This window comes from Nocardia mangyaensis, from assembly GCF_001886715.1.
Taxonomy (GTDB): domain Bacteria; phylum Actinomycetota; class Actinomycetes; order Mycobacteriales; family Mycobacteriaceae; genus Nocardia; species Nocardia mangyaensis.
In genome coordinates, this window is sequence record NZ_CP018082.1 from 3,219,908 (window position 1) to 3,246,691 (window position 26,784).

Here is a 26,784-nt window from a genome sequence, read left to right on the forward strand (position 1 = left end):
ACTGCCATGGATTTCACCTTCACTCCCGAACAGGCTCTGCTGCGCGACACCGTGCGCAGCGTGCTGACCCGCTTCTACACTCCTGAGCGCCGTGCCGAGGTCGTCGCCGACGACCCGGGCTGGGATCCCAAGGTGTGGGCGGCTTTCGCCGAGATCGGTCTGCTCGGGTTGACCGTGCCGATCGAGGACGGCGGCATCGGTGGCGGGCCCGTCGAAACCATGCTCGCCATGGAGGAGCTCGGCCGTACCTTGGCACCCGAACCGGTTTTCGACGGCGCCCTGTTGCCCGCGTTCCTGATCAGCCGCGCGGGCACACCGGAGCAGCGGGCGCGACTACTCCCCGGGATCGTCGAAGGCGAGCACGTGTTCGCCTTCGCGCACGCCGAGCCCGGTGTCCGCTGGCCGTACCCGCGGCTGACGACGCTGGCGGTCGAGGGCGGTGCGCGGTGGACCTTGACCGGACGCAAAACCCTGGTGCCCCAAGGGGATCGGGCTCATCGGCTGATCGTCTCCGCCGTGGTGCCCACCGGCGGCACCGCCCTATTCCTGGTCGACCCTCGCGACCCGGCGGTCGTGCCCACCGCATACCGCACCTATGACGGGCGCCGTGGCGCCGATCTCGAGTTGCGTGGTGCGCCCGCGGAACTGCTCGGCACCAGCCTCGATGCCGGCGAAGTGATCGGCGAAGCCGTGATCGCCACCCAGGCCGCACTGGGCGCCGAAGCGGTCGGCGCGATGGCCGAGGCGCTGCGCCTCACCACCGACTATCTGAAGACCCGCAAGCAATTCGGTGTCGCGCTGCGGATGTTCCAGACGCTGACCCACCGGGCCGCCGACATGTACGTCTCGCTCGAGCTGGCCCGCAGCATGAGTCTGTACGCGGCGATGTCGCTGGCCGACGGCCTCGTCGACGAGACGGTCGCCTCCCGCGCGAAACTGCGGATCGGCCGCTCCGGCAGGCACATCGGCCAGGAAGCGATCCAGCTGCACGGTGGCATCGGCATGACCGCGGAATACCCGGTAGGCCACTACACCGCCCGCCTCACGGCGATCGAGCACACCCTCGGTGATTCCAGCGATCACCTCCGTCAGCTGGCGGGCCGGCTGGGCGAGCAGCGGCAGGCGGCGAGCTGATGCGCATTCGCGGAGCGGTCCTCGACGATGCTGACCGGCCGAGACCCTTCGCCTCGTCGCGCCCCCTCGGGGTGTACGACCTCGAGCTCGACGAGCCCGGCCCGACCGAGGTGCTGGTCAGGATCGAAGCGGCCGGGGTGTGCCACTCCGATCTCAGTGTGGTCGACGGCAGCCGGTCCCGGCCGCTGCCCATGCTGCTCGGTCACGAGGCGGCCGGCATCGTGGTGGCGCTCGGTGGTCAGGTCGATGAGCTAGCTGTCGGTGATCGGGTCGTCATGTCGTTCCTGCCGCGCTGCGAGCGCTGCGCCGCCTGTGCCCGCGGCGGTCGGCTGCCGTGCACGGAGGGAACTCGCGCGAACACGGCGGGCGAACTCCTGCACCACCCCGGCAGGCTGACCAGGGCAGGCACGCCGGTGCGCCATCACCTCGGCGTCTCCGGCTTCGCCACGCACGCCGTCATCGATCAGGCTTCGCTCGTCGCGGTCGGCGCCGATGTGCCGCCGGAGGTGGCCGCGCTGTTCGGGTGTGCCGTCCTGACCGGCGGTGGCGCGGTGCTCAATGTCGCGGCCCCCGGCCCCGCGGACGACCTGATGGTGGTCGGGCTCGGTGGCGTGGGAATGGCCGCGCTGCTGACCGCGAACGCGATCGGGCTGCGGCGCATCGTGGCCGTCGATCGTCTGCCCGCCAAACTGACGGCGGCGCGCGAGCTCGGCGCCACCGAGGTCTATACGCCGGAACAGGTGGCAGCAGAAGGTATTCGGGCGTGTTACGTGCTCGAGTGCGCTGGGCACCCGGCCGCCTTCGGCACCGCCTTCGCGGCTACCGCGCCGGGCGGGACCACCATCACCGTCGGCCTGCCAGCCCCAACGGCAACCGTGGCACTGTCACCATTGACGCTCACCGCCGAGGCACGCACCGTGGTCGGCAGCTACCTCGGCTCCTCGGTCCCGGCGCGCGATATCCCCCGCTACGAGCAGATGTGGCGGTCGGGCAGGCTGCCGGTCGAGAAGCTGATCTCGGCCCGCATCGGCCTCGACGACCTGAACGAGGCCATGGACCGGCTCGCCGACGGCACCGCGGTGCGCCAGGTGATCATGTTCGGCGCCGAAACGGCGGACCGGTGATGCCGACTCCGCCGCACACAGTCTCCGATCTTCCTGTCGCCCAGTTCGTCGGCGGCCGGTGGACGGAGAGCGCGACGACGATGGCCGTGCTGAATCCGGCCACCGGCACCCAGGTCGCGACGGTCGCCGACGGCGACGACGTGACCGCGCTGGCCGCACTCGACGCCGCGGTGGCGGCGCAGGAGTCCTGGGCGGCCACCGATCCGCGCCACCGCAGCGACATCCTCCTGAACGCGTTCCATCTCCTGCACGCCGGCGCTGACCGGATCGCCCGGACGATCACCTTGGAGATGGGCAAGCCGCTCGCCGAAGCGCGCGGCGAAGTCGGCTATGGCGCCGAGTTCCTGCGCTGGTTCGCCGAGGAGGCCACCCGCGGGAGCGGAGCCTACTTCCGCGCACCGAGTGGTGGACGGCGCATCGCCGTCCGGAAACAGCCGGTCGGACCGGTTTTCGCGATCACACCGTGGAACTTCCCGCTGGCGATGGTCACCCGCAAAGTGGCACCCGCGCTCGCCGCCGGGTGCACTGTTGTACTCAAGCCCGCGCCCCAAACCCCGCTCACCGCCATGGAATTCATGCGGATCCTGGTGGAGGCCGGGGTGCCCGCGGGTGTGGTCAACTGTGTGACGACCGCCCGCGCGCCGCTGGTCTCGGCGCCGATCCTCGCCGACCGGCGGCTGCGCAAGCTCACCTTCACCGGCTCCACCGGGGTCGGCCGAATGCTGTTCGCGCAGGCCGCGCGGCGGGTCCTGCGGGTGTCGATGGAACTCGGCGGCAACGCCCCCTTCGTCGTGCTGGAATCCGCCGACCTGGACAAGGCCGTCGAGGGCGCCGTGCTCGCCAAGCTGCGCAATGCCGGGCAGACCTGTGTGGCCGCCGACCGGTTCCTGGTCCACGAGTCGCTGGTCGCGGAGTTCACCGAACGGTTCGTCGCCGCCGTCGCCGCGCTGTCCGTGGGCGAGGGCCTCGACGAATCCACTCGCATCGGACCGCTGATCGATGGGGCGGCGGTGCAGCGGATCACCGCGATGGTCGACGAGGCGGTCGGCCTCGGCGCGCACCAGCACACCGCCACCGCCGAACTCGGCGGAGCCGGGCACTTCCTGCGGCCCGCTGTGCTCACCGGCGTCGATACCCGGTCCAGGCTCTGGACCTCGGAGGTGTTCGGCCCCGTCGCCGCGATCCGTTCGTTCACCGACCCGGCCGAGGCGCTGCGACTGGCCGACGACACCGAATCGGGCCTGGCCGGGTACGTCTTCGGGGAAAACCTGGGCGACACCCTGGACTTCGCCGAACGCCTGCACACCGGCATGGTGGGCGTGAACACCGGCGCGATCTCCGACCCGGCGGCACCGTTCGGCGGGACGAGGTCTTCCGGACTCGGCCGGGAGGGCGGCAGCACCGGTTTGGACGAATACCAGGAGCTGCAGTATTTGGCCATCGAGCGCTGAGGGCCGGGCCACGGCACCGCCTGTGGTTCGGCGCCGCTGCCAAGGGGGCTCCCGGCGCGGTGTTGTCGGGAGGCTCCGACGTGGGAAGTGGTCAGTGGGGGGCGGCCATCGCGGCCCGTAGCCGGTCGACGATGAGAGTCCGGGCGGCCTTGCCTTCGGGCGTCGGTGTCAGCGGATACACGTGCACATGTCCGGGCGCCTCGTGGTACTCGACATCGACTGCGGCGGCACGGGCCTTGTCGACGAGCAATCGGTTGTCCGGATTCAGAATGTCGTTGGTTCCGCAGAATACTGTCAACGGCCCGAGCCCGTGGAGCTCGGCGGCCAGGGGACTCACCCTGGGGTCGGCCAGCTCGAGGTCGCCACGCCAGTGCTCGATCAGTACCAGGGTTCCGTCCCGGCCGAGCCACGGGTCGGTGGGCTGCACCAGGTCGATGTCAGGGTTGGTGAGTGAGAGGTCGACGCAGGGCGAGATCAGCACCGTGGCCGGCAGCCGGACCCGGTATTCGTCGCGGAGCACGATCGCGGCCGACAAGGCGATCTGACCGCCCGCGGAGTCGCCGGCCAGGCACGTGTCGCCATATCGCGCACGGCAATCCGCAACCAGCGCGGCGGTCGCCGCGACGACCTGCGCGGCGGTGCCGAAGGGTATCAGCGGGTAGATCGGGACGACGACGGTCGTTTCGGCGCGTGCCGCGATGCCGGCGGCCAGCTTCCAGTGCTGCGGTGCGATTTCATGGACCCAACCGCCGCCGTGAACATAGACGACACTGCCGCGGGCGCGGCCGGCACGCGGAGCGAGGGTGTAGACCGGCCCGCCGTCTCGATGCTCGACCGACACCGTGACGTCCCCGCGCAGGCGCGCGGGTGGACCAAAGGGGCTCGGGCGCAGGGCGCGTTCCCGAATCCGCTCCTGCGCACGCGCGGGGCTGACGAAGGGGCGATTCGCCCGTTTCAGTCGCAGAAAGGCGGTGAGCGCGCCAACGGAAAGGCTCGGCATTGTTGTCTCCTTCGACGATCAGGTCGTGCGCGACAAATCTTGCGCTACCGGGTTCCGCGCTCTGTGCGCTCGGCTCGGTCGGTCGACAGGGCGAGGCGGCGGAGCGCGAGTTCGGCATAGACTGCCGCGCCGTCAGCGAGTACCGATTCGTCGAAGATGGCCAGGGGCGAGTGGTTCATCGGCGCCTTGTCGACCTCGGCGCCGATCGGAGTCGCCCCGAGAGCGATCATCGCACCGGGTACTTCGGCGATGACCCGGGAGAAGTCCTCCGAGCCCGCGCCTGGGCGGTCCTGCCAGGCCCAGCGCTGCGGGCCGCAGATCTCGGCGACGGTAGCGGCGGCGAATTCGGTTTCCCGATCGTCGTTGACGGTCACCGGGTACAGCTCGGCGTAGTCGATCTCGACCGACAGTCCGTGCGCGGCGGCCACACCGCGCACCGTGCGAAGGAAACCGTCCTTGACGCGGGCGTGCGCAGCGGGCGAGTACGAGCGCACCGTGGCCTCGAAGTAGGCCTCGTCCGGGATGACATTGTCCTGAGTACCCGCGTGCAGGGCACCGACGGTGATCACCACCGGATCGTGGATGTCGATGCGGCGACTCACCATGGTCTGCAGCGCGAGCACCATTTCGCAGGCGGCGGGGATGGGGTCGAGTGCCTGATGCGGCATCGAGCCGTGTCCGCCGGCTCCGCGCACGGTGACCCGGACCGTGTCGGCCGCGGACAGGAACGGCCCGCGTCGGGCGGCGAAGACCCCCGCCGGGATGTGCTGGCTGATCACATGCAATGCGTAGGCGGCGACCGGCCGGCTGCCGGTGGCGTCCAGTACGCCTTCGTCGAGCATCTTCCCGGCCCCGTCGAAGCCCTCCTCGCCGGGTTGGAACATGAACACCACATCCCCGGCGAGCCGGTCGGCGTGGGCGCTGAGCAGTTGCGCGGCACCCGCCAGCATGGCGGTGTGCAGATCGTGCCCGCAGGCGTGCATGCGGTCGGCCCGCGCCGCGAAATCCAAGCCGGTCCGTTCGACGACCGGTAGCGCGTCCATATCCCCGCGCAACAGCACCGTCGGCCCGGGGCGTGCGCCGCGCAGGACCGCGGTCACCGACGACAGCGACGTTCCGGTGCCGACCTCGAGACCCAGACCGTCGAGCGCCGTCAGCACTTTCTCCTGGGTGCGCGGCAGGTGCAGCCCGAGTTCGGGTTCCCGGTGCAGGGCACGTCGTAGCTGCACGAGATCCCCCTGCAGCGTTGCGGCATCCTCACGAATGGACATGTCCGGACTCCTTACTGAACGGTTTCGGTGAACAAGCGGACCTTCGTCACAGTGCGGGTTCCGGCCAGCAGCGCGAGCGCCGCGACGAACACGTAGACCGGGATGACCCAGCGCAAGTCGAAGGCCTGCAGGGCTTCGGCGACCATCGGGAAGGTGCCGCCGAACACGGTGACCGTCACCGTGGCCACCAGGCCCGCGCCGACTGCCCGCACCTCGACAGGCAACAACAGCGCGCTCAGCACACTGCCGACCGCCGCGAAGCCGGCCGCGCCGAGCCCGAGTACGAGTGCGACGACTTCGAAGGGGAGCACGCCGTGCATCAGCGCGAAGGTCATCGGCAACACCCCGATGGCATTGAACGCGAAGGTGATGCGCATGACCGGGAGGACGCCGAACCGGTCGGCGCACGCCCCGACCACCAGCATGGCGACCAGCACCACAATGAGCACAAGGGTCATGAACGAGGTGGCCGCCGCCGTGTCGGCCCGCCCGGCCGAGGCGGCGAACTTCGGCAGATAGACGAGTGTGTAGTAGTAGGTCACCGTGCCGCCGAGGGTGAGCAGGAAGATCGTCAGCAGTGCCTTGCGGTGCTCGCGGAACACCACGGTCAGGGCAGGCGGCCGCGGCGCGACGGCTGCCCGGCCGCCCTCGAACTCGCTGCTTTCCGGCGCATAGGCGCGAATCAACAACGCCAGCAGGCCGAGCGCACCGCCGATGACGAACGCCCATCTCCAGCCCCCCGCGCGCAGTGCCTCCTCGCCGATCGTCGCGTTCAGCACGGCGGCAGTGAGGAAGACCAGCATCGACCCGAACATGATCCCGCCGTAGGAGATCGCGCTGAACAGGAACCGATGGCGCCGCGGCGCCGTCTCGGCGACGTAGGCCGCGATGGTCGGCCCCTCACCGCCGTAGGCGAGTCCTTGGACGATGCGCAGGGCGACCAGCGCCACCGCCGACCAGATACCGATCGTCGCCGCCGGGGGAACCAGGGCGATGCCGATACTCGCCACCGAGATGATCGACATGCACAACAGCAAATTGAACCGCCTGCCGCGGGAATCGCTCACACGCCCGAAGAACAGACTGCCGAGCGGACGGGCGATGAAGCCGACCGCGAATCCGCCGTAGGCGACAATGGTGGCGCCGAGCGAATCGGAGCCGAACAGGTCCGCGGTGAAGAACGCCGCGAAGATCACGTACACGGTCCAGTCGAACGACTCGACGATGCCGCCGACGGTGGCCGCGGCGAGTTCGCGGCGCGGCAGGCCGTCGCGCTGCCCGGCGGAATCGTCCGGCGCGGGCGATTCGGTGATGGTTCGTTCGGTCATGTCCTCGGTTCCCTTCCAGACCGCTGGCGGCCCTGGCACTGGCCGCCTCAGCGGTGGGGGGAGGCTAGCGTGTAGCCTCGAAATATCCTCACATTTCGCAGGAAAATGCTATTGAACGGACCAGGCGTGCAGGAATCATTCAATCTCGAGGAGCTGGAGCTGCAGTTGGTCAACGCGCTCCAGCTCAACCCGCGCGTTCCGTGGAACCTGGTCGGCAGCGTGCTCGGAGTGGATCCGGTCACGGTGGCGCGTCGGTGGGAGCGGCTCGCTGCCGCCGGTCTGGTCTGGATATCGGTGTATCCCGGCACGCCGTGGGATTGGGACGTCGTCGGTGCGAACATCTATGTGCGCTGTGCGGCGGGTCAAGCGAGTGCCGTGGCCGACACCCTGCGTGGTGACTACCGGGTAGCGACCATCGAACACATCACCGGTGACGGCGATCTCTCCCTCACCGTCTTCACGCCGAATCTGGCGGATCTGTCGTCGTATGTCCTCACCTCGCTGGGCGCCATCCCCGGTGTTCGTGATTGCCGGACCCATGTGATGACCGCGGTCTACACCGAAGGCAGCAGGTGGCGGTTGCGCGCGTTGACCGCCGCGCAGCGCGCCCGCATTACCGCCTCGCGACCGGAAGTACTGCCGAAAGCGGGGGGCAAGCTCGACGCGGCCGATCAAAAGCTCTACGCGGCACTGGAATTGGATGGCCGCGCGAGCTTCTCCGAGCTGGGGGAGCGCGTCGGCATCAGTGCCTCGACCGCTCGCCGTCGGGTGAACGCCCTGCTCGGCGCGGGCCGCATCGTCATGCGTTGCGAGGTGGCACAGCCGGTATCGGGGTGGCCGATCAGCGCGTCGCTGTGGTGTCGGGTGCGCCCGGCGGACCTGGACGGTGTCGCCACCCAGCTGGCGCGATTGCCCGAAACCCGCTCGTGCTCCTCGGTGACCGGCGGCCGGGCGAATCTGCTGCTGTCGGTCTGGCTGCGGTCGGCCGCGGATATCCACCGGCTGGAGGCGGCGCTCGCCGAGCAGGTCGACGACCTGCAGATCATCGACATCGCGCTGTCCTTGCGGCATGTCAAGCGGATGGGCCGGCTCCTCGACGATCACGGCCGTGCGGGCGGCGTCGTTCCGCTCATCGTGCAGGAGGAGGGTGATCGCGGGTAGTCGGCCGATGGCCGGAGTCGGTGAGTGCCCTGCCTGGGACCCGGTGCTCGAGGGCTGAGCTACCCGACTGAATAGTCAGTCGGATTGCTACACTGCGTTCGACGCGAGGTTCGGTGTGGGTATGTGCCCTCCGGGCGGGGTCGTCAGTAGTTGCCGACAGTACGGAGTGATCCCTAGATGAAGCTGCCCGACACCTTTCTGTGGGGAGCGGCGACCTCGCCGCACCAGACCGAGGGAAACAACCTCAACAGCGATTGGTGGGCGCTGGAAAATGGTGCACCACAGATACTTCCCGAACGCAGTGGCGACGCTGTCGACAGCTATCACCGGTACCACGAGGACATGACGCTGCTGGGTCAGGCCGGCCTGAACGCGTACCGGTTCGGCGTGGAATGGGCGCGAATCGAACCCACACCCGGACAGGTCTCGCGGGCGATGCTCGATCACTACCGGCGGATGATCGAAACCGCGCTCGACCGCGGGCTCACCCCAGTGGTGACGCTGCACCACTTCACCGGGCCGGAGTGGTTCGCCGAAGCGGGCGGATGGACCAGTTCCGATGCCGTGGGTCGCTTCTCCGATTTCGTGACCGCGGTCGCCCCGATTCTGGTGGACGTGCCGTGGGTGTGCACCATCAACGAACCGAACATGGTCGCGATCATGGCATCCGTGCAGCAGATGGTGGCGGACCCGGAGGCAGTCCGCGCCATCGCGGCCGGCGCGTTGCCCGAGCCCGACCCGGACATCGGCCGGATTCTGATCGATTCCCATCACGCCGCGACGGCGATCCTGCGATCGGAGACCAGGGCAGCTGTCGGATGGAGCGTGGCCCAGCAAGCATTCGTCGCCGCGCCCGGCTGCGAGCGGCAACTGGCGGAGGCCAACCGCGTGTGGGAAGACCCCTATCTGGAAGCGGCCGCGGATGATGACTTCGTGGGCAGCCAGGCCTACACCAGCCGGACGGTGGGGGAGGACGGCATCGTCGCGCACCCCGATCACCCCGACAACACCCTGACCGGCTGGGCCTACCGCCCCGACGCGTTGGGCATCGCCGTGCGCCACGCCTGGAAGGTGACCGGCGGAACCCCCGTACTGGTCACCGAGAACGGTATAGCCACCGACGACGACACCCGTCGCATCGCCTACACCGGAGAAGCTCTCGCGCACCTCGGCGCGGCGATGGCCGATGGCGTCGATGTGCGCGGATACCTGCACTGGTCGGCCTTGGACAACTACGAATGGGGCCACTGGCGACCGACATTCGGGCTGATCGCCGTGGACCGCCGGACCTTTGCCCGCACACCGAAACCCAGTCTGGCCTGGCTGGGCGACCTCGCGCGGGCGAACACGCTGCCCACTCCAGAACGCCTGCGCCCGCCGACTTCCGGCCGGATCTGACCGCCCCGCGCCGTCGACATCTCCCGGAAGGACACCATGTTGCTGTACAGACTGGGACGCTGGTACCTACTCGAGACATCGATGGCCATGCGAGCCTCGCAGTTCGCGCGACTACCGACGCCGACCGGTCGCCTGATCTTCCTCGGCGACAGCATTACCGAGGGCGGTCTGTGGGATGAGTGGTTTCCCGAGACAAGGCCGGTCAATCGCGGAATCGGCGGTAACACCATCGGCGATGTCCTCGGCCGATTGGACACCGCGATCGATAGCCCGGCCGCGGTCTTCCTGCTCATCGGCACCAACGATCTCAGTATGGGGCGATCGACCCACCGGGTCGCGGCGGACATGCGCCGGCTCGTCGCGGTGATCCGTCACCGTGCGCCCTGCGCACCGCTGTTCGTGCAGAGCGTCCTGCCGAGGCGCGCGCGGTTCGCCGATCGGATACGCGAGCTCAATGACGCGTACCGGGAGATCGCCGCCGCCGCGGACGCGGTCTACATCGATCTGTGGCCCGCGCTCGCCGACGCCGGCGGTGTGCTGCGGTCCGATTTCACCCGTGATGGTCTGCACCTGTCCGGCGCCGGGTACGCCGTGTGGGTCGATGCCCTGCGGCCGTATGTTTCTCGGATCGCGTGAGGCAGCCCACGTCCGAACGCTGCTGCCCGCAACGGCCAGACCGTGACGGGCAGCAGCGGTGGAAGCGGGTATCAGGTCAGCTCAGCGGGCTGCCTCCCGTCAGCGAGGATCGCATCGATATCGATCCGCTCACCGGTGCGCGGCAAGAACAGCACAGCGAGCACACCGAGGAACGCGACGGCGGCCGCGATCAGGAACCCGACGGTGATGCCGGTATCGGTATAGAGCACCTGGCCGTTGAGCATGGCGGTGATCGCCGGCGGAAACTCGGCGGCGTACGAGCCGTTCAGTTCCGCGAAGACGATGATCGGCACGATCGCCGGGACCACGGACTGGAAGACGCCGGTGAGTGCCGCACCGCTCGCCTGAAGTTGCGGCGGCAGGGCCGCGATCAGCAGGTTGGGGGTAGACGCGTAGGTCAGGCCGATGCCGAGGCCGACCAGCCCCGCCCAACTCATCAGTACGGTTTCGCTGTGGTGGTAGGGAGCGCTCAGCACGCAGCCGAGGGTGATCGTCGCCAGGCCTGCCACCGCGGTCAGCCGTGGCTCCACGTCGAAACGGCCTACCAAGAGACCGACCAGAAGCCCACCGACGACGGTCATCAGACCCAGTGGGGCGTGGAACGCGGTGGCGCCCTTGGCATCGACACCGAATCCGTATCCCAGTCCGAGCATGGCCGGAATCATGGTGAGCATCGGCAGCAGTATCGTGTACAGACCAGCGACGGCGTAGCCGAGTCCGGCCGCGGTCGCGGTGAGGACGACCGGGCGCCGACGCCATATTCGCAGGTGAATCAGCCCGTCTCCGGTTGCCGTTGCGGTGGCGGACCAAGCGATGATCAGCGCCGCACCGGTTGCGAGGAAAGCGAGCGTCGACACGGTGGTCCAACCGTGCGCCGCGCCGCGGGAGATGCCGATGAGCCCGAAGGCCAGGCCCGCGCCGAGGATGATCGAACCCACTCCGCGCACGCGGGCGGGCAGCCGGACCGGCGATTCCGGAGTGGTCAGCGCGACAGCGCAGACCAGAACGCCGAGTACGACTGCGGAAAACCAGAAGACGGCGCGGAAACCCCCGGCATTCAGCAGCCATTCGGTCAGAAACGGAGCCACGATGGCGGCCAGTCCGATCATCGTGGTGACGACGGACACCGCCAGCGCAATCGTCCTGGGCGGAAAGACATCCCGGATGAGGGAATAGCTCAGGAACAGACACGGAACGAGGAGGCCGGACAGTCCTCGGCCGACGATGAGCATCCCGATGCCGACCGCGGCGGCGGACAGGAGCGCGCCGAAGGTCGACAGTGCGAGGCAGATCAGCATCAGCCGCCGCTTTCCGTGCAGGTCGGCCAGGGTGCCGACGAGAGGTGCGGTCGCGGCGCCGACGAGTACGAAGGCCATCGTGACCCAGCCGCCTCCTTCGGTGCCGAACTCATCTCGGATGCCGTCCATCGCGTTCGACACCAACATCGGGATGAGTGCCAGCATCTGGAGCACCAGCACGATAGCCAGCAGGGAAGCTCCTCGGCGCCACGCACGTACCAGCCTCGGCTGGATGCCGGCGCGGGACTGTGGTTCCGAATCGTCCGATAGTGAAGGGGAGAACAATGTCGTGTCCTTTCGAGGGGTGGGGATCGCGAAAACATCTCTCTGCGAGACGTTTTCGACGTTGTTCCCGGCCCCTCGGGCCCTGATGTCACCGGGGACCGTGGTGTCGGACAGGCGGGCACCCGATGTCCACGTGACGCGGTGTCAGCGCACGCCCTTGATGGGAAGGACAGCGAGCGCACCGGCGACGGTGATCACCGCCGCCGTCGCGAAGACCGCGCCGTAGCTCCCGGAGACGGTGACCACCGCCGCGGCCAGTGCCGGGGCGAGCACGCTGGGCAAGGCCACCGCGATATTGAGAATTCCGAGGTCCTTGGCGAAATCGTCCTTGGCGGGCAGGACCTCCGAGATCAGCGCGACATCGACAGCGGTGAATACGCCGAAGCCGATGGTCGCCACGATGCCGAAGGCGAACATTCCCGCCACCGTCGGCGCGGCCAGTGGAATCAACAGCGCCGCGGCCACGATCAGGCCACCGACCAGAACGAGTGGCTTGCGGCGGCCGATACGGTCCGACAGCGGCCCCGATATGACGATGGCCAGCAGAAATCCGGGCATTCCGGCCGCCCCGATGAGCGGAACCAGCTGCGCGGCCTCATCGACGCCGAGGCCGACGTATCCCTGCATGAGGTAGAGCAGATAGGTCAGCACCATGAAGTAGCCGCCGAAAATGAGCAGGCGACCCAGAAATGCCCAGCCGAAGTCGGGATAGCGGCGGGGGTCGACCCAGAGGTCGGCCAGGAACGCGCGGGTGGAGAAGTGCTGCCGGGGGAGCGCGCGGTTGTCGAGGTCAGGATTCAGCAGGACGAACAGCACCGCGATGAGGACGATCACGCCGGCGGTAGTGCTGTATCCCAGGGGAATGCGGTCGACGAACAACGATGCCAGGATCGGTCCGAGAATGGCCGCGCTGATCGAGCCGAGTCCCGCGAGCGTCGAGTACCTGCCGCGGAGCCGGGTGGGTACCCGATCGGGCAGGATCGCCGACAACGGGCCGCCCAGGGTGTTGAATCCGAACTGGATGATCATGGCGGCCACGACCAGCATGGCGATGGTGGTCGACAATCCCGCGGTGATCAGGCCGGCCGATCCGATGACCGCGCCGGTGAGGATCCAGGGTGTGCGTGCACCCGCTCGGGTGCGGGTGCGGTCGGACAGCACGCCGATCAGGGGTTGGGCGATCATGGCGGCGACCGAGCCGACCGCGTGCACGAGGGCCAGATTGCCGACTTTGGCGTCGGCGTCGATGGCTTGGATCTGCAGGGCCAGGAAGTATCCCGAGACGGAGATGCCGAGGTGCACGGTGGCGGTGGCGAACGGCACCGAGGACAGCAAGCGACGCATCCTCCGGTCGATCGCGGCGGGCATGGAGGGCGGAGAGAGGTCGGTGGGTTCGGTCCCGTGCGCAGTCGCGCGGACGCCGGGTACGGATTGTTCGTCCATCTCGCGGTGTCCTAGCCGCCGATGGTGAACTGGGTTTCGGCGTGGTCTCCCAGCGCGTTGTCGGCGAGATGCCACATCTGCGCGACTTGTGCGCGGAAGTTCTCGCGGGTGTCTTCGGGAAGGGCGAAGACCAGCGGCGAATCCCGCAGGATGCCTTCGACGGCGGCACGTGCGACGGCCTGCGGTTCGATTGCCATCGGGATCGGCCCGGTGCCGAACGGTTCGCCCGCCCGGCGGCCGAAGGTCTGCGGGCGGTTGCGTTGGGAATCGAGGATGCGGGTGGCGGCCTGGCCGGGGCACAGCAGCGTGACTCCGATGCCGTCGGCGGCCAGTTCGCCGCGCAGGCCGAGCGTGAGCGCGAGGACGGCGTGTTTGGTAGCGCTGTAGAGCGCACTGTTGGCGGTGTCCGGCAGGAATGCGTGCGTGGACGCGGTGTTCATGACATGACGCCATCCGGTGGCGCGCCGCATGCGGGGGACGAAGGTGCGCAGGCAGTTGAGCGTGCCTTCGACATTCACCGACGACAGCCACCGCCAGTCGCCGAGCGAGGATTCCGAAACGCTGCCGAACAGCAGTACCCCCGCGTTGTTGCACAACAGCTCGACTGATCCGAATTCGGTGTAGGCGATGTCGGCGAGCGCGGCGACCGAGTCCGGATCGCTCACATCGACACCGACACCGAGCGTCCGCACCCGGTCGGTTCCCAGCGCGGCCGCTACCCGGCGGACCCCGACCTGATCGATATCGGCCAGCACCAGCGACATCCCCCTGGCGGCGAGCTCGGTCGCGAGAGCCGCACCGATACCGGAGGCCGCGCCGGTGATCACCGCGGTGTGGCCGGTGAAGGGATTGTCGATCATGCGTGTCACTTTCGTCGGGCTGGTTTCGCCGGGAGGCAAGCGTACTGACTCGTTAGTCGGCAAGCCTAGCGTGTAATCCCCGTCACGTCGAGCGAATGGCGTGCTGCCCCTCGCCGTGGATGTGCTTGACCGGGAGTGCCTGCCGCCACGAGACGTGCGGTGCGTGCCGTTGCACGCACCGCACGAACGAGCATCGCCGGGGCTGAGACGGCTACTTGGCCGGCTGTGGCCTCGGTGTCGGGGCGGGCTGGTTGATGGTGGAGAAGTACTGCACCGCCGCCAGGACGGCTACCGGCGCCGCGACCAGAATGGAGCCGGCCAACGAGCCGAGGCTTCCGACGGCCATGACGCCGCCGATGCAGCCGATGGCCGCCGCGGGCAGGAATGGGCCGAAGAGCCCGATGATGGTCGCCGCGGCAACCGTGGCGCCGGCGATGCCGCCGAGCAGGCAGCCGACGGCCGCGCCGCCGATACCGCCGACCATGGTGCCGATGCCCGCGCCCAGCTGAATGGTGGAGGCCATCCGTGCCCAGGCGGCTTGCTCACGCTGGAATTCGGTCTGGAATGTGGACTCGTTCTCGTACGGCAGCGCCACCGGCTGGTAGACAGCGTGGCCGGTGTCGAACTGCGGGGTGAGTGTGGCGGTGCGGTCGTCGAGCTCGGCCTTGATGGGGAAGACGAAATCGTCGACCCGGAAGGACAATTCGGCGCCGGCTACGGTGGCGCCGTTGGCAGCCTTGATCTTGAAAACCCCGTCCTCGACGGCGAGTGAACCGCTGTCGGTGGTGATGACTGTCGAGGTCTCGGTCGTGGTGGCGGTGTAGCCGATGGTTTCGGGCGCCGGTTCGGGGGCGGCGCCGGCGGTTCCCGCGGTCAAGGTGATGGCCGCGGCCATCATGGCGGTGGCGGTTGCGAGCTTGTGCATCTACTGTTTCTTTCGTCGTCTTGCAGGACGTCATTGGTAGGAAATGTGTTGGCCCAAAGGCGGATCGGTTCCGCCGGGCTCACCGGTGTGTCGCTACGTCCTCCTCGTTGTCGAACGGTTGGGCGTCGCGGCTCGCCTGTCGCGTCGGGCGCGCCGCGTGGCCGCGAGAATCAGTGGGCGAATCTGGCTCCGTTGGGTATCGGGTTGGCCGCTGCGTGGTGTTCGCGGGCGAAGTCGACGGCGATGCTGGGGTCGTGGTCGCGTCGACGATTCGGAGACAGTGGCGATTGGCTATGTTCTCAGGAACTTATGGTGGCTAGGATCACACCAACTTGGATGCGTGTCAACCTGTCGCCTGTAGACGAGATATCGCTGTTCGACGTGGCGGGTGGCTACTCGCCGGTGCGCGGGTGATATGTTCGTACGAACATATTTAGCCGACAGTCGACAAGGGTGCTTGTGAACTCGGATACCCCAGCCCCGCCCCCAGTAGCAGAGCCCGTGGACTACCGATTCACGCTGGCCAACGAGCGGACCTTCTTGGCTTGGATTCGCACCTCGCTGGGGTTGCTGGCCGGAGCGGTCGCGGTACACGCCCTGGTCGCGCCGATCGACACCGATGCAGTGCTGTATGCCGCGGTGCTCGTGTGCCTTTTCCTCGCGCTGGTGCTCGCACTCGGGGCCTACCGGCGCTGGCGGATCGTCGAGCGGGCCATGCGCGGCGGCGGCCCGCTTCCCACGCCCGGGGCGGTGCCCATCCTCGCGGTCGGTGTCGGGGCGGTCTCGCTGCTGGCCGCGGCGTCGGTGGTGTTGCGGTGACCGGTATCGGCGACGCCGACACCGGGTTGGCCGCCGAGCGCACGGCGCTCGCCTGGCGGCGCACCGCCGCCACTGCCTTTGTCGTTTCGGCGTTGCTGGGCCACCATGTTCTGGTAGTGGGTCCCGTCGCTTTCGGTGACGGCGGGTCGGCGTGGCATCGGGTGACTTCCGCGCTTGCGCTCGGGGGCGCGGCCGTCATGCTGCTGGGGATCTCGGTCCTGGGCTGGCAGCGCAATCACGCGCTACGTCGTGGCGACCGCCGAGTCGCCACCGCGCCCGTGGCAGGCGTCGCTCTCGTGGTCGCGGCGGTCGCGGCGCTGACGCTGCTGGCGGTGCCGCTCGCCGGCGCGACACCGGGGCCGGACGACCGGACAGTAGGCTTGCCGGGACATTGGGCGCGGGAGAACCCGCTCGGCAGCTGGGAGGCCCGGATATGGCGAGAACACGTGACGCCGAACAGGCAGGGGAGGCCCGGCGGGCCAGAATCCTCTCGGCGGCCATGAAGCTGTTCGCGGAGAACGGATACCGCGGCACCTCGTTGGCGGCTGTCGCCGAGGCTGCCGGTATCACCAGGTCGGGAGTGCTGCATCATTTCGCCAGCAAGGAGGCGCTGCTGGCGGCGGTCCTCGCCGAGCGTGACGAGCAGGCGTTCGACGCGGTCGAGGTCGACCGGGAATACGAGGGTCCCGCCGCGCTGCGTGCCTTCGAGATCATCGACCGGCTGGCGGCCCGCAATGAGACCGACCGGGATTTCACCCGCCTCAGCCACCTCGCGTTGTTCGGGTCCGCCGATGCTCCCGAGCTGGCGCAGGACTGGTCGAACGAGCGGCTCCGCACCTACCGTGACAACCTGGCGCGGGTGATCGAGGACAGTGCCGAGGCCGGTGACATCCGTACCGACATCGACGCCGAGGCGATCGCCTTGGTGCTCGTCGGCGCGCTCACCGGCCTGACCGAATTGTGGTTGCGCGACGAATCTCTCGACATGGTGACCGCGGTCCGGACTCTCACCGGCATGTTGCGCCGGGATCTGGTGCCGGACCGCGGCTAGCACCTCATCGTGGCAGGGGAACCGCACGATTCAGGTCGACGTCGACAACCGGTCCGCCCACAGTGAAGCGCTCGCGCAGGAATTGGTGTGCCGCGGCCTCACTCTGGCCCACCAAGAGGTGGCTACCGGAGGGGATGCGGGCGGTGATGATCGCAGTACCGCCCTTTCGCCACGCCGCGACCAGATCGTCGGCCTGGGCGACCGGCACGACCTCGTCGGTGTCGATGTGGTAGCTGTAGATCGGTATCGTCGGCGCGACGGTGCCGAGCGAGTTGTAGCGCAGCACCTGACTCAGCATCGAGTCCTCGCGGAACTGGTCTCCGACGGTGGCGTCGGCCAACCGCCAGAACGGAAATCGGAACAGCAGTTCGAGCACGCACAGATCCTCGGCAGCCGCGGCATCGGCGCGCCCGCGTTCGTTGAGCATGCTGTCGAGCCGGAGTTCGGGGAATTCGCGCGGACCGGCTACCAGTGCCCCGACGAGGAAGCCCGAGAACGGCCCACCGTCGACGTTTCTCATGACTGCGGACAGGTTCGCGGGCACACCGCCCATGGCGGCGCCGACGAAGCGGAGCTCGGGCGCGTAGGTCGGCTGTAGCTCCGCCGCCCAGCCGGTAGCCGCGGCGCCGCCGGAGTAGCCGTCCATGGCCCAGGGGGTATCCGCGCCGAGCCCGGCCGGTGCGAACTGCCCCACCGCTCGGACACCGTCCAACACCGCATGACCCGAGAGCGGCCCGGCGAGGAACGCCGACTCGGGCCCCTCGAAGTCGGGAACCGCTACCGCCCAGCCATAGCCGAGCATCTTCGCGATCTGGTTGCCGGTCTGCGCGGTGCCGGTGGCGAACCCGTAGGACGGCGCGCACCTGCTCCCGGTGGCGTCTTCGGGAATCTGCTCGGACACGGCGGGCCGTGGACCAGGGCCGGTCCACGGCGCCGTCGGCACCATGACGGTGGTGACGGCGAGGATCGGATTCCCGTGTGAATCGTTGGTGCGGTACGACAACTGCCAGGCGCGCACCGCGACCGGCATCCGGGCAGCGAACTCCCTGGATGCCACCAACTGGCCGTCCCGGTAGGACCCGATGTCGGCAGGCGCGCGGTAGAACGGATCGAGGTCCGGCACAACGGAACCGGCGGGCAGGATGGACTCCTCGGCGCGCGTTGCGGGCGCGACGACGACGGATGCCACAATGGCCATCGCGACCATGACCGCGAGCCGTGCGATCGACGACCGCACGGTCACGCGGACACGGCTCTGACCACATCGCGGAGTTCGGATTCGGCGATCGGCACCGGTCCCGGCACTGATGGCGACCGTAGTGGACCGGGATTCGGTGGAGAGCATGATCGTCCTTCCGGAAGGGGGTCGTCGAGGTTGCTACTGATCGCTGGAGCCGCTGGCGCCGCCCCCACTACCGCCACTGCTGCCGGAGCTGCTGCCGGCGCCCAGGCCCTTGGGCAGCCGCAGGGTCGCGTCAGGAACACCGGTGCCGTTCGGGTCGAGGATGCCGCCGCGTTCGGCATAGGCACTCTCACCGGGTTCGGCCTGCACGGTCGTGATGTACTTCCACAGGCCGTCGGCGAGTGCCGCGCCCCCGGCGATCAAGGTGCCGAGCACGCCCCCCGCCCCGGCGAAGGCACCGATGGCGGCCGGCGCGGTAGCCAGGCACGCGGGCCCGACCACCAGGCACGAACCAAGTCCGATCACGGCGCCGACGAGCGCGCCGATCACCGCACCCGCGATGGTGCCGAGTGGGACTTTGGCCATGCCGGAAGCGAAGTCGTCGAGCGCCAACTGGTTTTCCATGGCAGAAGCGACCGGTCGTACCACCGTGTCCGGGGTGAGGACCAGTGCTCGTCCGGCGTCGAGCACCTGGTACCTGATCGAGTGGTGCGCGCCGTCGAGCAGGAACGCCGTTGGCAGGCTCAGGACGGGATCTCCCGCGAGGGTGCGGATTTCCACCGCCCGCCCGTCCGCGGTGGCGCTGAACAGTGCCTGATCGAGGACGGTCACGACGGAGTCGCCGACCACAGCGGAGGCGTACGCCGGTGCCGTGGGTGCGGGGTCGGCGCTCGCGACGCCGGACGCCGTGGTGACCGCGCAGACGGACAGGGCGGCAACACACAGGGTGGATCGAAGTGTCATCTCGGTAGCCTCGAGTCTTCCCGCTAGTTTCCGGCCGCGGGAGACCCGGCGGGAACACCGGTCCTGCCCTGCAGGTCCGGTGCGTAGATGCTCTCTCCCGGGGCGGCGTTGAGGGTCGTGACGTACTGGTAGAGCGCCACCGCGACGCTCGGTGCGCCGGCGATGACCAGGCCGGCGATGCCGCCGACACCGGCGGCGAGGCTGACGATGGGCAGCACGGCCACCACACACCCCAGGCTCAACACCAGGCAGGATGCGCCGGCCAGGGCGAACCCGATGCCGATGCCGAGCGTGGCGCCGATCGCCGTGCCGATCAGGCTGCCGATCGACGTGCTGACGCTGACCGAATTGATCAGGTCGTTCATGGCCAGCTGGTTCTCCAGCGGAGAGGCCACCGGACGGAGGGTCGAGCGGTCCACCGCGGTGACGTCGGGCGTGAGGCGCAGGGTGCGCCCATCCGCGGAGATCTGCTCGCGGATCGGCAGTTGTTGCTCGTCGATCGCGTAGCTCAACGGCAGGTTGTCGAGGACAGTGCCTGCCGCGTCCTGGATTCCTACCGAGTTCTTCTCCACTGCCCGGACGAACGTGCCGTGCTCGAGCGCGACGACCACCGTATTCCCGGACAAGGTCGCCTGATAGCTCACCTGCGGTGTCGTAGGCGGTTCCGGGGTCGCGTTCGCGGTGACGGTGGTGACGGTGATCCCGGCTGCGGCGATGGCCGCGACCAGACCCGCATGACGGATTTTCATGAAGAACCTCATCATCTTTCGTTGTGCGCCACCGAAGATCCGGTGACATGCCCCGTTGTTCGGGCGAATCACGGCCGCTGTGTGGTCGGCGATGGGGAGGTTCCCGTGGTCGGCGGTCGCGATGCCGGAGAGCGTACCGACTGAATAGTCGGTCTGCTGGAAAACGTGGGATTCGTGAAGGTGACGGCTCATCCGGGGTCGCGGTGCGGGGCTCGCCGCGGGTCGGCTAGCGCTCGTCCGTGTTGGGAAGGCAGCGGACCGAGGGGTGTCGCACGGGGTCGAGGGCGTTGAGAACCAGGTCGATGGTCCGGGGGTCGGTCGATTCGGCCAGATGCCCCGCCCGGTCTTCCGGGCAACCGTCCTGGATCAGGGTATTGGTGACATTCGGCGCGTCGATGAAGGAGACGGAGGGCGGTGACACGATCTGGTCGTAGGCCGTGGCGATCATGGTGTAGCGCACGCTGGGGGCGGTCATCGGGCCACTGTTGAGTTCGGTGAGATAGGGGGAACCGGCCAGCATGTCGCGGACCGCGGCGCGGTCGAGCAGGTTCAAGGCGGGAGTGTGTGCGCCGAGTGGGGTGATATCCACACCGGCGACAGCTCTGGTGACCCCGTGCTGCGGGCCGCTGATGGCGACGACGTGTCGCAGCGGATGTGGATCGGTGAACTCCACGCTCACCGCCCTCGCGATGAGTGCTCCCTGGGACTTCCCGACCACGTCGAGGGCCGTGGTTCCATTGATCTCATGGATTCGCGCGACGGCGGCGGTGAAGTAGTCGACGGACAGCGAAATCGGTTGCATGGAATCGTATTCGAGCCCGTACACGCAGCGTCCGTCTTCGAGTAGGGCCTGCCGAACCGGGCCGAGGCTCTTCTCCACCGTCGCGTTGGTGCCGGGAATCAGCAGAACCGGCGCATCCTCGAGCGTCCCGGCTGGGCACGGGTCGAGTGCTGTGAGTGGTGTGGTGCTCGGCGGGGCGGGTTCGGCGGCCGCCACTGCGGTGCAGGCGCCGCCCGCGACCGCCAGGGCGACGGCCACGCTGAGAACAGTGCGCACGGGTAACCTCCGTAGACAGGTGACATATATTCCTGCGAATATAGCATCACTCGCTTGTGTCGGGTTCGAGCGTGTTGCGCCGAATCTATGTGCTGAAGGGTGTCGCAATGGCGGCAGGTTGACTACGTCGCGGTCGGTGTGCGGGGCCGACGGTTGTTCGAGCATTCGCTGTGCGGGAGTGGACCGGGGTTGTCCGACTGCTGTCGGTCGTCCTCGGGGCCGCCGCTCGACCGCGGCGCTATATGTGCGTAGGAATCTATTGAAAGGGGTTCCTGCCTGGCCTTGGATCGTGTATGAACAGTGTGTCCGCAGATTATCTGAGGATGACACGCCCTCGGCATGTCTGCCAGAACCACCGGCGACCGAGCGACGCGTCGGCGATCAACCAGAAGGAATGGTCCATGCGAGCAATCATGGTGATGTTCGACAGCCTGAACAGGCACCTGCTGCCGCCGTACGGTGGCGACTGGACGCATGCTCCCAACTTCGCGCGGCTCGCCGAGCGCACGACCACCTTCGACAACTGCTGGGCCGGGTCCATGCCCTGTATGCCCGCACGCCGCGAGATCCACACCGGCCGGCACAACTTCCTGCACCGCAGCTGGGGGCCACTGGAACCCTTCGACGACTCCATGCCGGAGATGCTGCGGCAGGCCGGCGTCTACACCCATCTGGCCAGCGATCATCCGCACTACTGGGAGGACGGGGGTGCCACCTACCACGGCCGCTACAACAGCTGGGAGTTCTTCCGCGGCCAGGAAGGCGACCCGTGGAAGGGGCAGGTCGCGGAACCAATGATCCCCGAGGATGTCAAGCGGATGCGCCGCGGGGCGTATCGCCAGGATTGGGTGAACCGGCAGCACCTGGACACCGAGGCCAAGCATCCGCAGACATTGACCTTCGACGCGGGCGTGGAGTTCCTGCATACGAACGCGAGTCAGGATCGCTGGTTCGTGCAGATCGAGACCTTCGATCCGCACGAACCCTTCTTCAGCCACAAGGAATACAAGGACCTCTACCCGCACGACTACGACGGCCCGCACTTCGACTGGCCGGACTACAAACAGGTCACCGAAACGCCTGATCAGGTGCAGCATGCCCGTTTCGAATACGCGGCGCTGCTGTCGATGTGCGACGCATCGCTGGGTCGGGTTCTCGACATCATGGACGAGTACGACATGTGGCGGGACACGATGCTGATCGTGTGTACCGACCACGGGTTCCTGCTCGGTGAGAAGAGCTGGTGGGGCAAATCTGTGATGCCCTGGTACAACGAGTTGGTTCACCTGCCGCTGTTCGCGTGGGACCCGCGGGCCGCCGAGTCCGCCGGCAGGCGCAGTGCGTCCCTGGTGCAGACCATCGATCTCGCGCCGACACTGCTGGAGTTCTTCGGGGTTGACCGCACTGGTGACATGCAGGGCGCACCGTTGCCGATCGCCGCGGATGTGCAGGCACGCAGGGCCGGATTGTTCGGGATTCACGGCGGGCATGTCAATGTCACGGACGGTCGCCATGTCTACATGCGGGCGCCGGTATCGCCGCAGAACCAGCCGCTCGAGGAATTCACCCTCATGCCGACGCATATGCGTGCCCGTTTCGGCACCGACGAGCTCGCCGATCTCACGCTCGCCGATCCGTTCACCTTCACCAAAGGTGTACGGACGCTACGCATCCCCGGGCGCAGCCTGATGAACCCCTACCAGTTCGGCACCCTGCTGTTCGACCTGGCCACCGATCCGGGCCAACTCGACCCGATCCAGGACGACGATGTCGAACGTCGGATGGCGGGGCTGATGGTCGAGCTCATGCGCGACAACGACGCGCCGGCCAGTCAGTTCGAGCGGCTCGGACTGCCGGTCACCGGTCCCGTCACCGAAGCGCACCTGCTGGTGGGTGCCCAGCGCTCGCTGTCTCGCGAGAACCTCGAGCCGTTGCCGAAACCCGAAGACTTCGCCGGTGGTGGTGCGGCATTGCTGGTTCCGGTGCGTGAGATGCTCGCCGATCCGGTCACCGGGCCGATCCTGCGACGGCATCTGCCGATTCTCGGCGACACGGAGGTGCTGCAGATGATCGGTGACGCCGCGCTGCTCGATATCGCCGCGGCGGCACGCGGGGCCGTGCCGGTCGACAAACTCCACGCGATCGCGACGGAGCTGGCCGCTCTGACAGCCGGGGTTCGGAACCCGGCATCGACCCGGCAATGACGAGCTGTGGCCGCAGCGGGCCCGCTTCCGAGACTTACTCCTCCGCTATGTACATTCGAATGCACGAGCCCAGATCGCAGCGGACGGAGGTGCCAGTGGGGCCGGCCGAGTCGCCGAGCTGCTGCATGCCGGCCCGCGCGGGAGCACATCCGCCGGAGACCGGCGCGCAGATTCGTGGTGAGCCGGTCGCTGCCGGTGTCGCGGACACGGCGGGAATGGTCGCGCTGCCCGGCGGGGAGTTCTCGATGGGTAATGCGCACGGTGACGGCTATCGATCCGATGGCGAGGGGCCGGTGCGCCCCGTCCGGCTCGATCCGTTCCACCTCGATGCCAGGGCTGTCGACAACGCCCGGTTCGCCGCCTTCGTCGCGGCCACCGGGTATCGCACCGAGGCCGAGCGTCTCGGCTGGTCGTATGTCTTCGCCGGATTCCTCCCCGCCGCGGTGCGCCGACGGTCGCAGCGACCCGAGCGCACCCCGTGGTGGTGCGCGGTCGAGGGTGCGGTGTGGGACCACCCGGAGGGGCCGGGCAGCGGGCTGGACGATCGCGCGGACCACCCGGTGGTCCACGTGTCCTGGAACGACGCGCGGGCCTACTGCGACTGGGCGGGCAAGCGGCTGCCGACGGAGGCGGAGTGGGAGTACGCCGCGAGAGGCGGCCTGGTCGGTGCGCGATATCCGTGGGGCGATGAACTCGACGCCGGTGGCGAATACCGGTGCAACATCTGGCGCGGCAGCTTCCCGGCGAAGAACACCGCTGCCGACGGCTACCGCGGCACGGCCCCGGTCGACGCGTTCGCGCCCAACGGGTTCGGGCTCTACAACATGACCGGCAACGTCTGGGAGTGGTGCGCGGACTGGTGGACCACAGAACACGGTGCGGTACCGGTCGCGAATCCGGCCGGTCCGGCCACCGGTGAGGCCAGGGTGATCCGCGGCGGCTCACATATGTGTCATGACTCGTACTGTTTTCGCTATCGGGTCGCTGCCCGCTCGGCGAATACGCCGGACAGTTCCAGTGCGCACACCGGATTCCGCTGTGCGCTGTCGACATTCGCCGTCGCGTGACCCTTGACACGGCGAACTACCGATGCAATTCTCAGTACTAAGTTCCTAGGAACATAGGAGACCAGACAATGCAGCTCGACTACGTGATCCTCGGCGCGCTCGCCCTTGGCCGGTACTCCGGTTACGACCTGCGCCGCTGGATGGACGGCGCGGGCCGCTACATCGGCTACGGCGTCCAGTTGCCACAGATCTACCGACGATTGGGCGTCCTCGTCGACCGCGGGCTGGTCGAGTTCGAGGTCGACCAGCGTTCTGGTCGTCCGGATGCCAAGGTCTACTCGCTCACCGATGCCGGGCGGACCGTGCTCCTCGACTGGGCCCGGTCGCCGTTCGAACCCTCCCCGCGACCGATGGATCCGGATTTCAAGCTGCGCTTCTTCTTCGCCGGGCAACTCGATCGCGAGATCGCCATCGACATCGTTCGGACCGAACTCCAGTACCGGCTCGACAACGACAACCTCTCGGCCGACGCCCCGCTTCCCGAGAGCTATCAGCCGCAGATCCCGGGTCTCGATCCCGAGTGGGCGCGCGAGGTGCACGTCCTGGCTCACGAACATGGCTATGCCTCCACGGCGGCCTATGTCGCGTGGCTACAGCTCACGCTGGCACGACTGGAGTCGGGCCGCACGCGCTGAGCCCAGACCCCGCACCCGCGGTGACTTCCGCCGCGCCCACCTGAATCGCCCTGACCCGCGGGCGCTCACCCTACCCACCGCACCCCCGGGAGCTTTGCCATGCGCATCATCTATATCGATGTCGACACCCTACGTGCCGATCACACCACCCCCTACGGCTATCACCGGCCGACTACGCCCAACCTGCAACAGTTGGCGGACAAGTCGGTGGTCTTCGACCGCTATTACTGTTCGGATTCACCGTGCATGCCCTCGCGCACCGCACTGACAAGCGGGCAATTCGGCATCACCAACGGCGTGATCGGCCATTTCGGTCAAGCAGCCCAGTTCCGCCTGGACGCCGGGCATGCGCCCGAGCCTGATCGGCCGATGCTGGGGCAGGCACTGCAGTTCGGTGGCTATTACACCGCCGCCGTCTCGGTTTTCGCCGAGCGACACCGTGCCTACTACTTTCACGCCAATTTCCGCGAAGCCATTCGCGCTACGAGCAATTGGGGTGACGAGGATGCCGCCGACGTCAATCGTGCCGCGATCGACTGGATCCGCCGCCACGCCGACGATGAGAACTGGTACCTGCATCTGACCTACTGGGAGCCGCATACCGACTACACCCAGCCGGTGGAGTGGACAACGAAGATGGCCGAGTCGGGGCCGGTGCAGGACTGGCCCGATGCCGAGACCATCGCGGCGCACGGCGAGGTCTACGGACCGCGCAGCGCGCTGGATCTCAACTACTCCCTCGCCGGCACCGGCCGCTCGCCGGTCCCGCACAACATGCCCGACGCGATCACCTCACGCGCGGATTTCGAGCATCTGATCAACGGGTTCGACGGTTCGATCGCGTACTGGGACCACCATTTCGGGAAGCTCATGGCAGTCCTCGAAGAGCTCGGGATCGCCGAGGACACCGCGGTGATCGTCAGTGCCGATCATGGCGAGTCCTTCGGCGAGAACGGTTCCTATGCCGAGCACGGTCTGGCCAACGAGCCGACCCATCGGCTGCCACTGGTCGTCTACTGGCCCGGTGTCACCGACGGCCTGAGCGCTGAGCAGCGACGCAACGACGCCCTGCTCTACAACATCGACCTCGCGCCCACGTTGTGTGATCTGCTCGGGCTCCGGATCCCGGCGGGATGGCAGGGCGAATCCTTCGCGGAAGCCTTGCGCGGCAACGCTGTCGAATCGCGCGACTACCTCGTCTTCGGCCACGGCGCGCACACCTATCAACGGGCGGTCCGCACCCGTGACCACCTCTATATCCGTACCTATCACCCCGGCTGCTTCCGGGCCGAGTGGGAGCAGCTGTTCGACGTCACCGCCGATCCCTATCTGACTCGTGATCTGCTCGCCGACGAACCCGAGCTCGCCGTCGCGATGCGGGCGCGCCTGGCCGAATGGTGGAACACCTACGCCGGACATCCCGGTGCTCTCCCCGATCCGATGCAGACGACCCTGCAGACCGGGCCCACCTACTACAACGACCCGGCGCGCTACGCACAGCACCTCCGCGACACCGGGCGCGCGCACCTGGCCGACGACCTCGAACAACGGCTACGGAGTCTGACGATCCCGGTCTCCTGGCAGGCCCCCGATCGGCCGCGCGTCGAAGCATTGCGCAATCGATGGATGGAGGTTCTGTCCGAGGCCGCAACAAGTTCCTGACCATCCAGCCCCAGCACCCGAATCGGCCTGTTCGGCGAGCCGTGCGTCCTTCCTGCCCG

At 68.0% G+C, this 26,784-nt stretch carries 24 protein-coding genes; 13 read left to right on the forward strand and 11 right to left on the reverse strand.

Annotated features, from left to right (window positions below; translation table 11 throughout):
• The first annotated feature begins 6 nt into the window (after positions 1–6).
• Genes BOX37_RS14510 through BOX37_RS14520 form a run of 3 tightly spaced genes read left to right on the forward strand, consistent with a single transcriptional unit; the run spans position 7 to position 3,709 of the window.
• On the forward strand, positions 7–1,134 hold the full coding sequence (locus BOX37_RS14510) for an acyl-CoA dehydrogenase family protein (RefSeq protein ID WP_071928108.1): 1,128 nt from the start codon (positions 7–9) through the stop codon (positions 1,132–1,134).
• A complete protein-coding gene (locus BOX37_RS14515; RefSeq protein WP_071928109.1) occupies positions 1,134–2,258 on the forward strand; it encodes an alcohol dehydrogenase catalytic domain-containing protein in 1,125 nt (374 codons plus the stop codon). The genes BOX37_RS14510 and BOX37_RS14515 overlap by 1 nt, the downstream gene beginning before the upstream one ends.
• Positions 2,258–3,709, forward strand: a complete 1,452-nt coding sequence (locus tag BOX37_RS14520; protein ID WP_071928110.1) for an NAD-dependent succinate-semialdehyde dehydrogenase — start codon at positions 2,258–2,260, stop codon at positions 3,707–3,709. The genes BOX37_RS14515 and BOX37_RS14520 overlap by 1 nt, the downstream gene beginning before the upstream one ends.
• Positions 3,710–3,800: 91 nt before the next feature.
• On the opposite strand, the gene BOX37_RS14525 is transcribed toward BOX37_RS14520, so the two are convergent.
• The 3 genes from BOX37_RS14525 to BOX37_RS14535 are packed head-to-tail and all read right to left on the reverse strand — an operon-like array spanning position 3,801 to position 7,308.
• Positions 3,801–4,709 (reverse strand): alpha/beta hydrolase fold domain-containing protein, encoded by a 909-nt coding sequence (locus tag BOX37_RS14525; protein WP_071928111.1) that lies wholly within the window; start codon positions 4,707–4,709, stop codon positions 3,801–3,803.
• Between the two features lie 44 nt (positions 4,710–4,753).
• Complete coding sequence (locus BOX37_RS14530; RefSeq protein ID WP_071928112.1) at positions 4,754–5,980, reverse strand: M20 metallopeptidase family protein; 1,227 nt, start codon at positions 5,978–5,980, stop codon at positions 4,754–4,756.
• Positions 5,981–5,991: 11 nt separating this feature from the next.
• On the reverse strand, positions 5,992–7,308 hold the full coding sequence (locus BOX37_RS14535; RefSeq protein WP_071928113.1) for an MFS transporter: 1,317 nt from the start codon (positions 7,306–7,308) through the stop codon (positions 5,992–5,994).
• A gap of 126 nt (positions 7,309–7,434) precedes the next feature.
• On the opposite strand from BOX37_RS14535, the gene BOX37_RS14540 reads away from it, so the two are divergent.
• The 3 genes from BOX37_RS14540 (at position 7,435) to BOX37_RS14550 (ending at position 10,503) form a co-directional block, all read left to right on the forward strand.
• Positions 7,435–8,469: an Lrp/AsnC family transcriptional regulator gene (locus tag BOX37_RS14540; RefSeq protein WP_167659941.1), complete on the forward strand. Its 1,035-nt coding sequence runs from the start codon at positions 7,435–7,437 to the stop codon at positions 8,467–8,469.
• A gap of 177 nt (positions 8,470–8,646) precedes the next feature.
• Complete coding sequence (locus BOX37_RS14545) at positions 8,647–9,867, forward strand: family 1 glycosylhydrolase (protein WP_071928115.1); 1,221 nt, start codon at positions 8,647–8,649, stop codon at positions 9,865–9,867.
• Positions 9,868–9,903: 36 nt separating this feature from the next.
• A complete protein-coding gene (locus tag BOX37_RS14550; RefSeq protein ID WP_084759670.1) occupies positions 9,904–10,503 on the forward strand; it encodes a GDSL-type esterase/lipase family protein in 600 nt (199 codons plus the stop codon).
• A 71-nt stretch (positions 10,504–10,574) separates the two neighbouring features.
• On the opposite strand, the gene BOX37_RS14555 is transcribed toward BOX37_RS14550, so the two are convergent.
• The 4 genes from BOX37_RS14555 to BOX37_RS14570 all read right to left on the reverse strand — a co-directional run bounded on the left by BOX37_RS14555 (position 10,575) and on the right by BOX37_RS14570 (position 15,335).
• Positions 10,575–11,987 (reverse strand): MFS transporter, encoded by a 1,413-nt coding sequence (locus BOX37_RS14555; RefSeq protein WP_167659942.1) that lies wholly within the window; start codon positions 11,985–11,987, stop codon positions 10,575–10,577.
• 264 nt (positions 11,988–12,251) lie between these two features.
• The gene (locus BOX37_RS14560) at positions 12,252–13,550 is read right to left on the reverse strand and encodes an MFS transporter (RefSeq protein WP_071928117.1); all 1,299 of its coding nucleotides are present in this window, start codon (positions 13,548–13,550) and stop codon (positions 12,252–12,254) included.
• Positions 13,551–13,561: 11 nt separating this feature from the next.
• The gene (locus BOX37_RS14565) at positions 13,562–14,410 is read right to left on the reverse strand and encodes an SDR family NAD(P)-dependent oxidoreductase (RefSeq protein ID WP_071928118.1); all 849 of its coding nucleotides are present in this window, start codon (positions 14,408–14,410) and stop codon (positions 13,562–13,564) included.
• Between the two features lie 211 nt (positions 14,411–14,621).
• The gene (locus BOX37_RS14570) at positions 14,622–15,335 is read right to left on the reverse strand and encodes a DUF8020 domain-containing protein (RefSeq protein ID WP_071928119.1); all 714 of its coding nucleotides are present in this window, start codon (positions 15,333–15,335) and stop codon (positions 14,622–14,624) included.
• A gap of 501 nt (positions 15,336–15,836) precedes the next feature.
• Here BOX37_RS14570 and BOX37_RS14575 point away from each other — a divergent pair.
• The 3 genes from BOX37_RS14575 to BOX37_RS14585 are packed head-to-tail and all read left to right on the forward strand — an operon-like array spanning position 15,837 to position 17,205.
• Positions 15,837–16,154 carry a YidH family protein gene (locus tag BOX37_RS14575; protein WP_240505347.1) on the forward strand — a complete coding sequence of 106 codons (318 nt, stop codon included), beginning with the start codon at positions 15,837–15,839 and terminating at the stop codon, positions 16,152–16,154.
• Entirely contained in the window at positions 16,151–16,657 is a 507-nt protein-coding gene (locus BOX37_RS34655; RefSeq protein WP_071928121.1) for a DUF202 domain-containing protein, read from the forward strand. Before BOX37_RS14575 ends, BOX37_RS34655 begins: the two co-directional genes overlap by 4 nt.
• Positions 16,588–17,205 carry a TetR/AcrR family transcriptional regulator gene (locus BOX37_RS14585; protein ID WP_084759676.1) on the forward strand — a complete coding sequence of 206 codons (618 nt, stop codon included), beginning with the start codon at positions 16,588–16,590 and terminating at the stop codon, positions 17,203–17,205. The genes BOX37_RS34655 and BOX37_RS14585 overlap by 70 nt, the downstream gene beginning before the upstream one ends.
• A gap of 4 nt (positions 17,206–17,209) precedes the next feature.
• Here the strand turns inward: BOX37_RS14585 and BOX37_RS14590 are convergent, their stop codons facing one another.
• The 4 genes from BOX37_RS14590 to BOX37_RS14605 form a co-directional block, all read right to left on the reverse strand.
• Positions 17,210–18,403: a lipase family protein gene (locus tag BOX37_RS14590; RefSeq protein WP_167659943.1), complete on the reverse strand. Its 1,194-nt coding sequence runs from the start codon at positions 18,401–18,403 to the stop codon at positions 17,210–17,212.
• A gap of 180 nt (positions 18,404–18,583) precedes the next feature.
• Entirely contained in the window at positions 18,584–19,351 is a 768-nt protein-coding gene (locus BOX37_RS14595; RefSeq protein WP_071928123.1) for a DUF8020 domain-containing protein, read from the reverse strand.
• Positions 19,352–19,374: 23 nt separating this feature from the next.
• Entirely contained in the window at positions 19,375–20,100 is a 726-nt protein-coding gene (locus BOX37_RS14600) for a DUF8020 domain-containing protein (RefSeq protein ID WP_156910408.1), read from the reverse strand.
• A 226-nt stretch (positions 20,101–20,326) separates the two neighbouring features.
• Complete coding sequence (locus BOX37_RS14605; RefSeq protein ID WP_071928125.1) at positions 20,327–21,157, reverse strand: esterase/lipase family protein; 831 nt, start codon at positions 21,155–21,157, stop codon at positions 20,327–20,329.
• Between the two features lie 293 nt (positions 21,158–21,450).
• Between BOX37_RS14605 and BOX37_RS14610 the strand changes: the two genes are divergently transcribed.
• The 4 genes from BOX37_RS14610 to BOX37_RS14625 all read left to right on the forward strand — a co-directional run bounded on the left by BOX37_RS14610 (position 21,451) and on the right by BOX37_RS14625 (position 26,725).
• Entirely contained in the window at positions 21,451–23,361 is a 1,911-nt protein-coding gene (locus BOX37_RS14610) for a sulfatase (protein WP_240505348.1), read from the forward strand.
• 125 nt (positions 23,362–23,486) lie between these two features.
• Positions 23,487–24,428 (forward strand): formylglycine-generating enzyme family protein, encoded by a 942-nt coding sequence (locus BOX37_RS14615; RefSeq protein ID WP_071928126.1) that lies wholly within the window; start codon positions 23,487–23,489, stop codon positions 24,426–24,428.
• Between the two features lie 68 nt (positions 24,429–24,496).
• On the forward strand, positions 24,497–25,063 hold the full coding sequence (locus tag BOX37_RS14620) for a PadR family transcriptional regulator (protein ID WP_071928127.1): 567 nt from the start codon (positions 24,497–24,499) through the stop codon (positions 25,061–25,063).
• A gap of 99 nt (positions 25,064–25,162) precedes the next feature.
• Positions 25,163–26,725, forward strand: coding sequence for a sulfatase family protein (locus BOX37_RS14625; RefSeq protein WP_071928128.1), 1,563 nt, complete (start codon positions 25,163–25,165; stop codon positions 26,723–26,725).
• Positions 26,726–26,784: the final 59 nt, after the last annotated feature.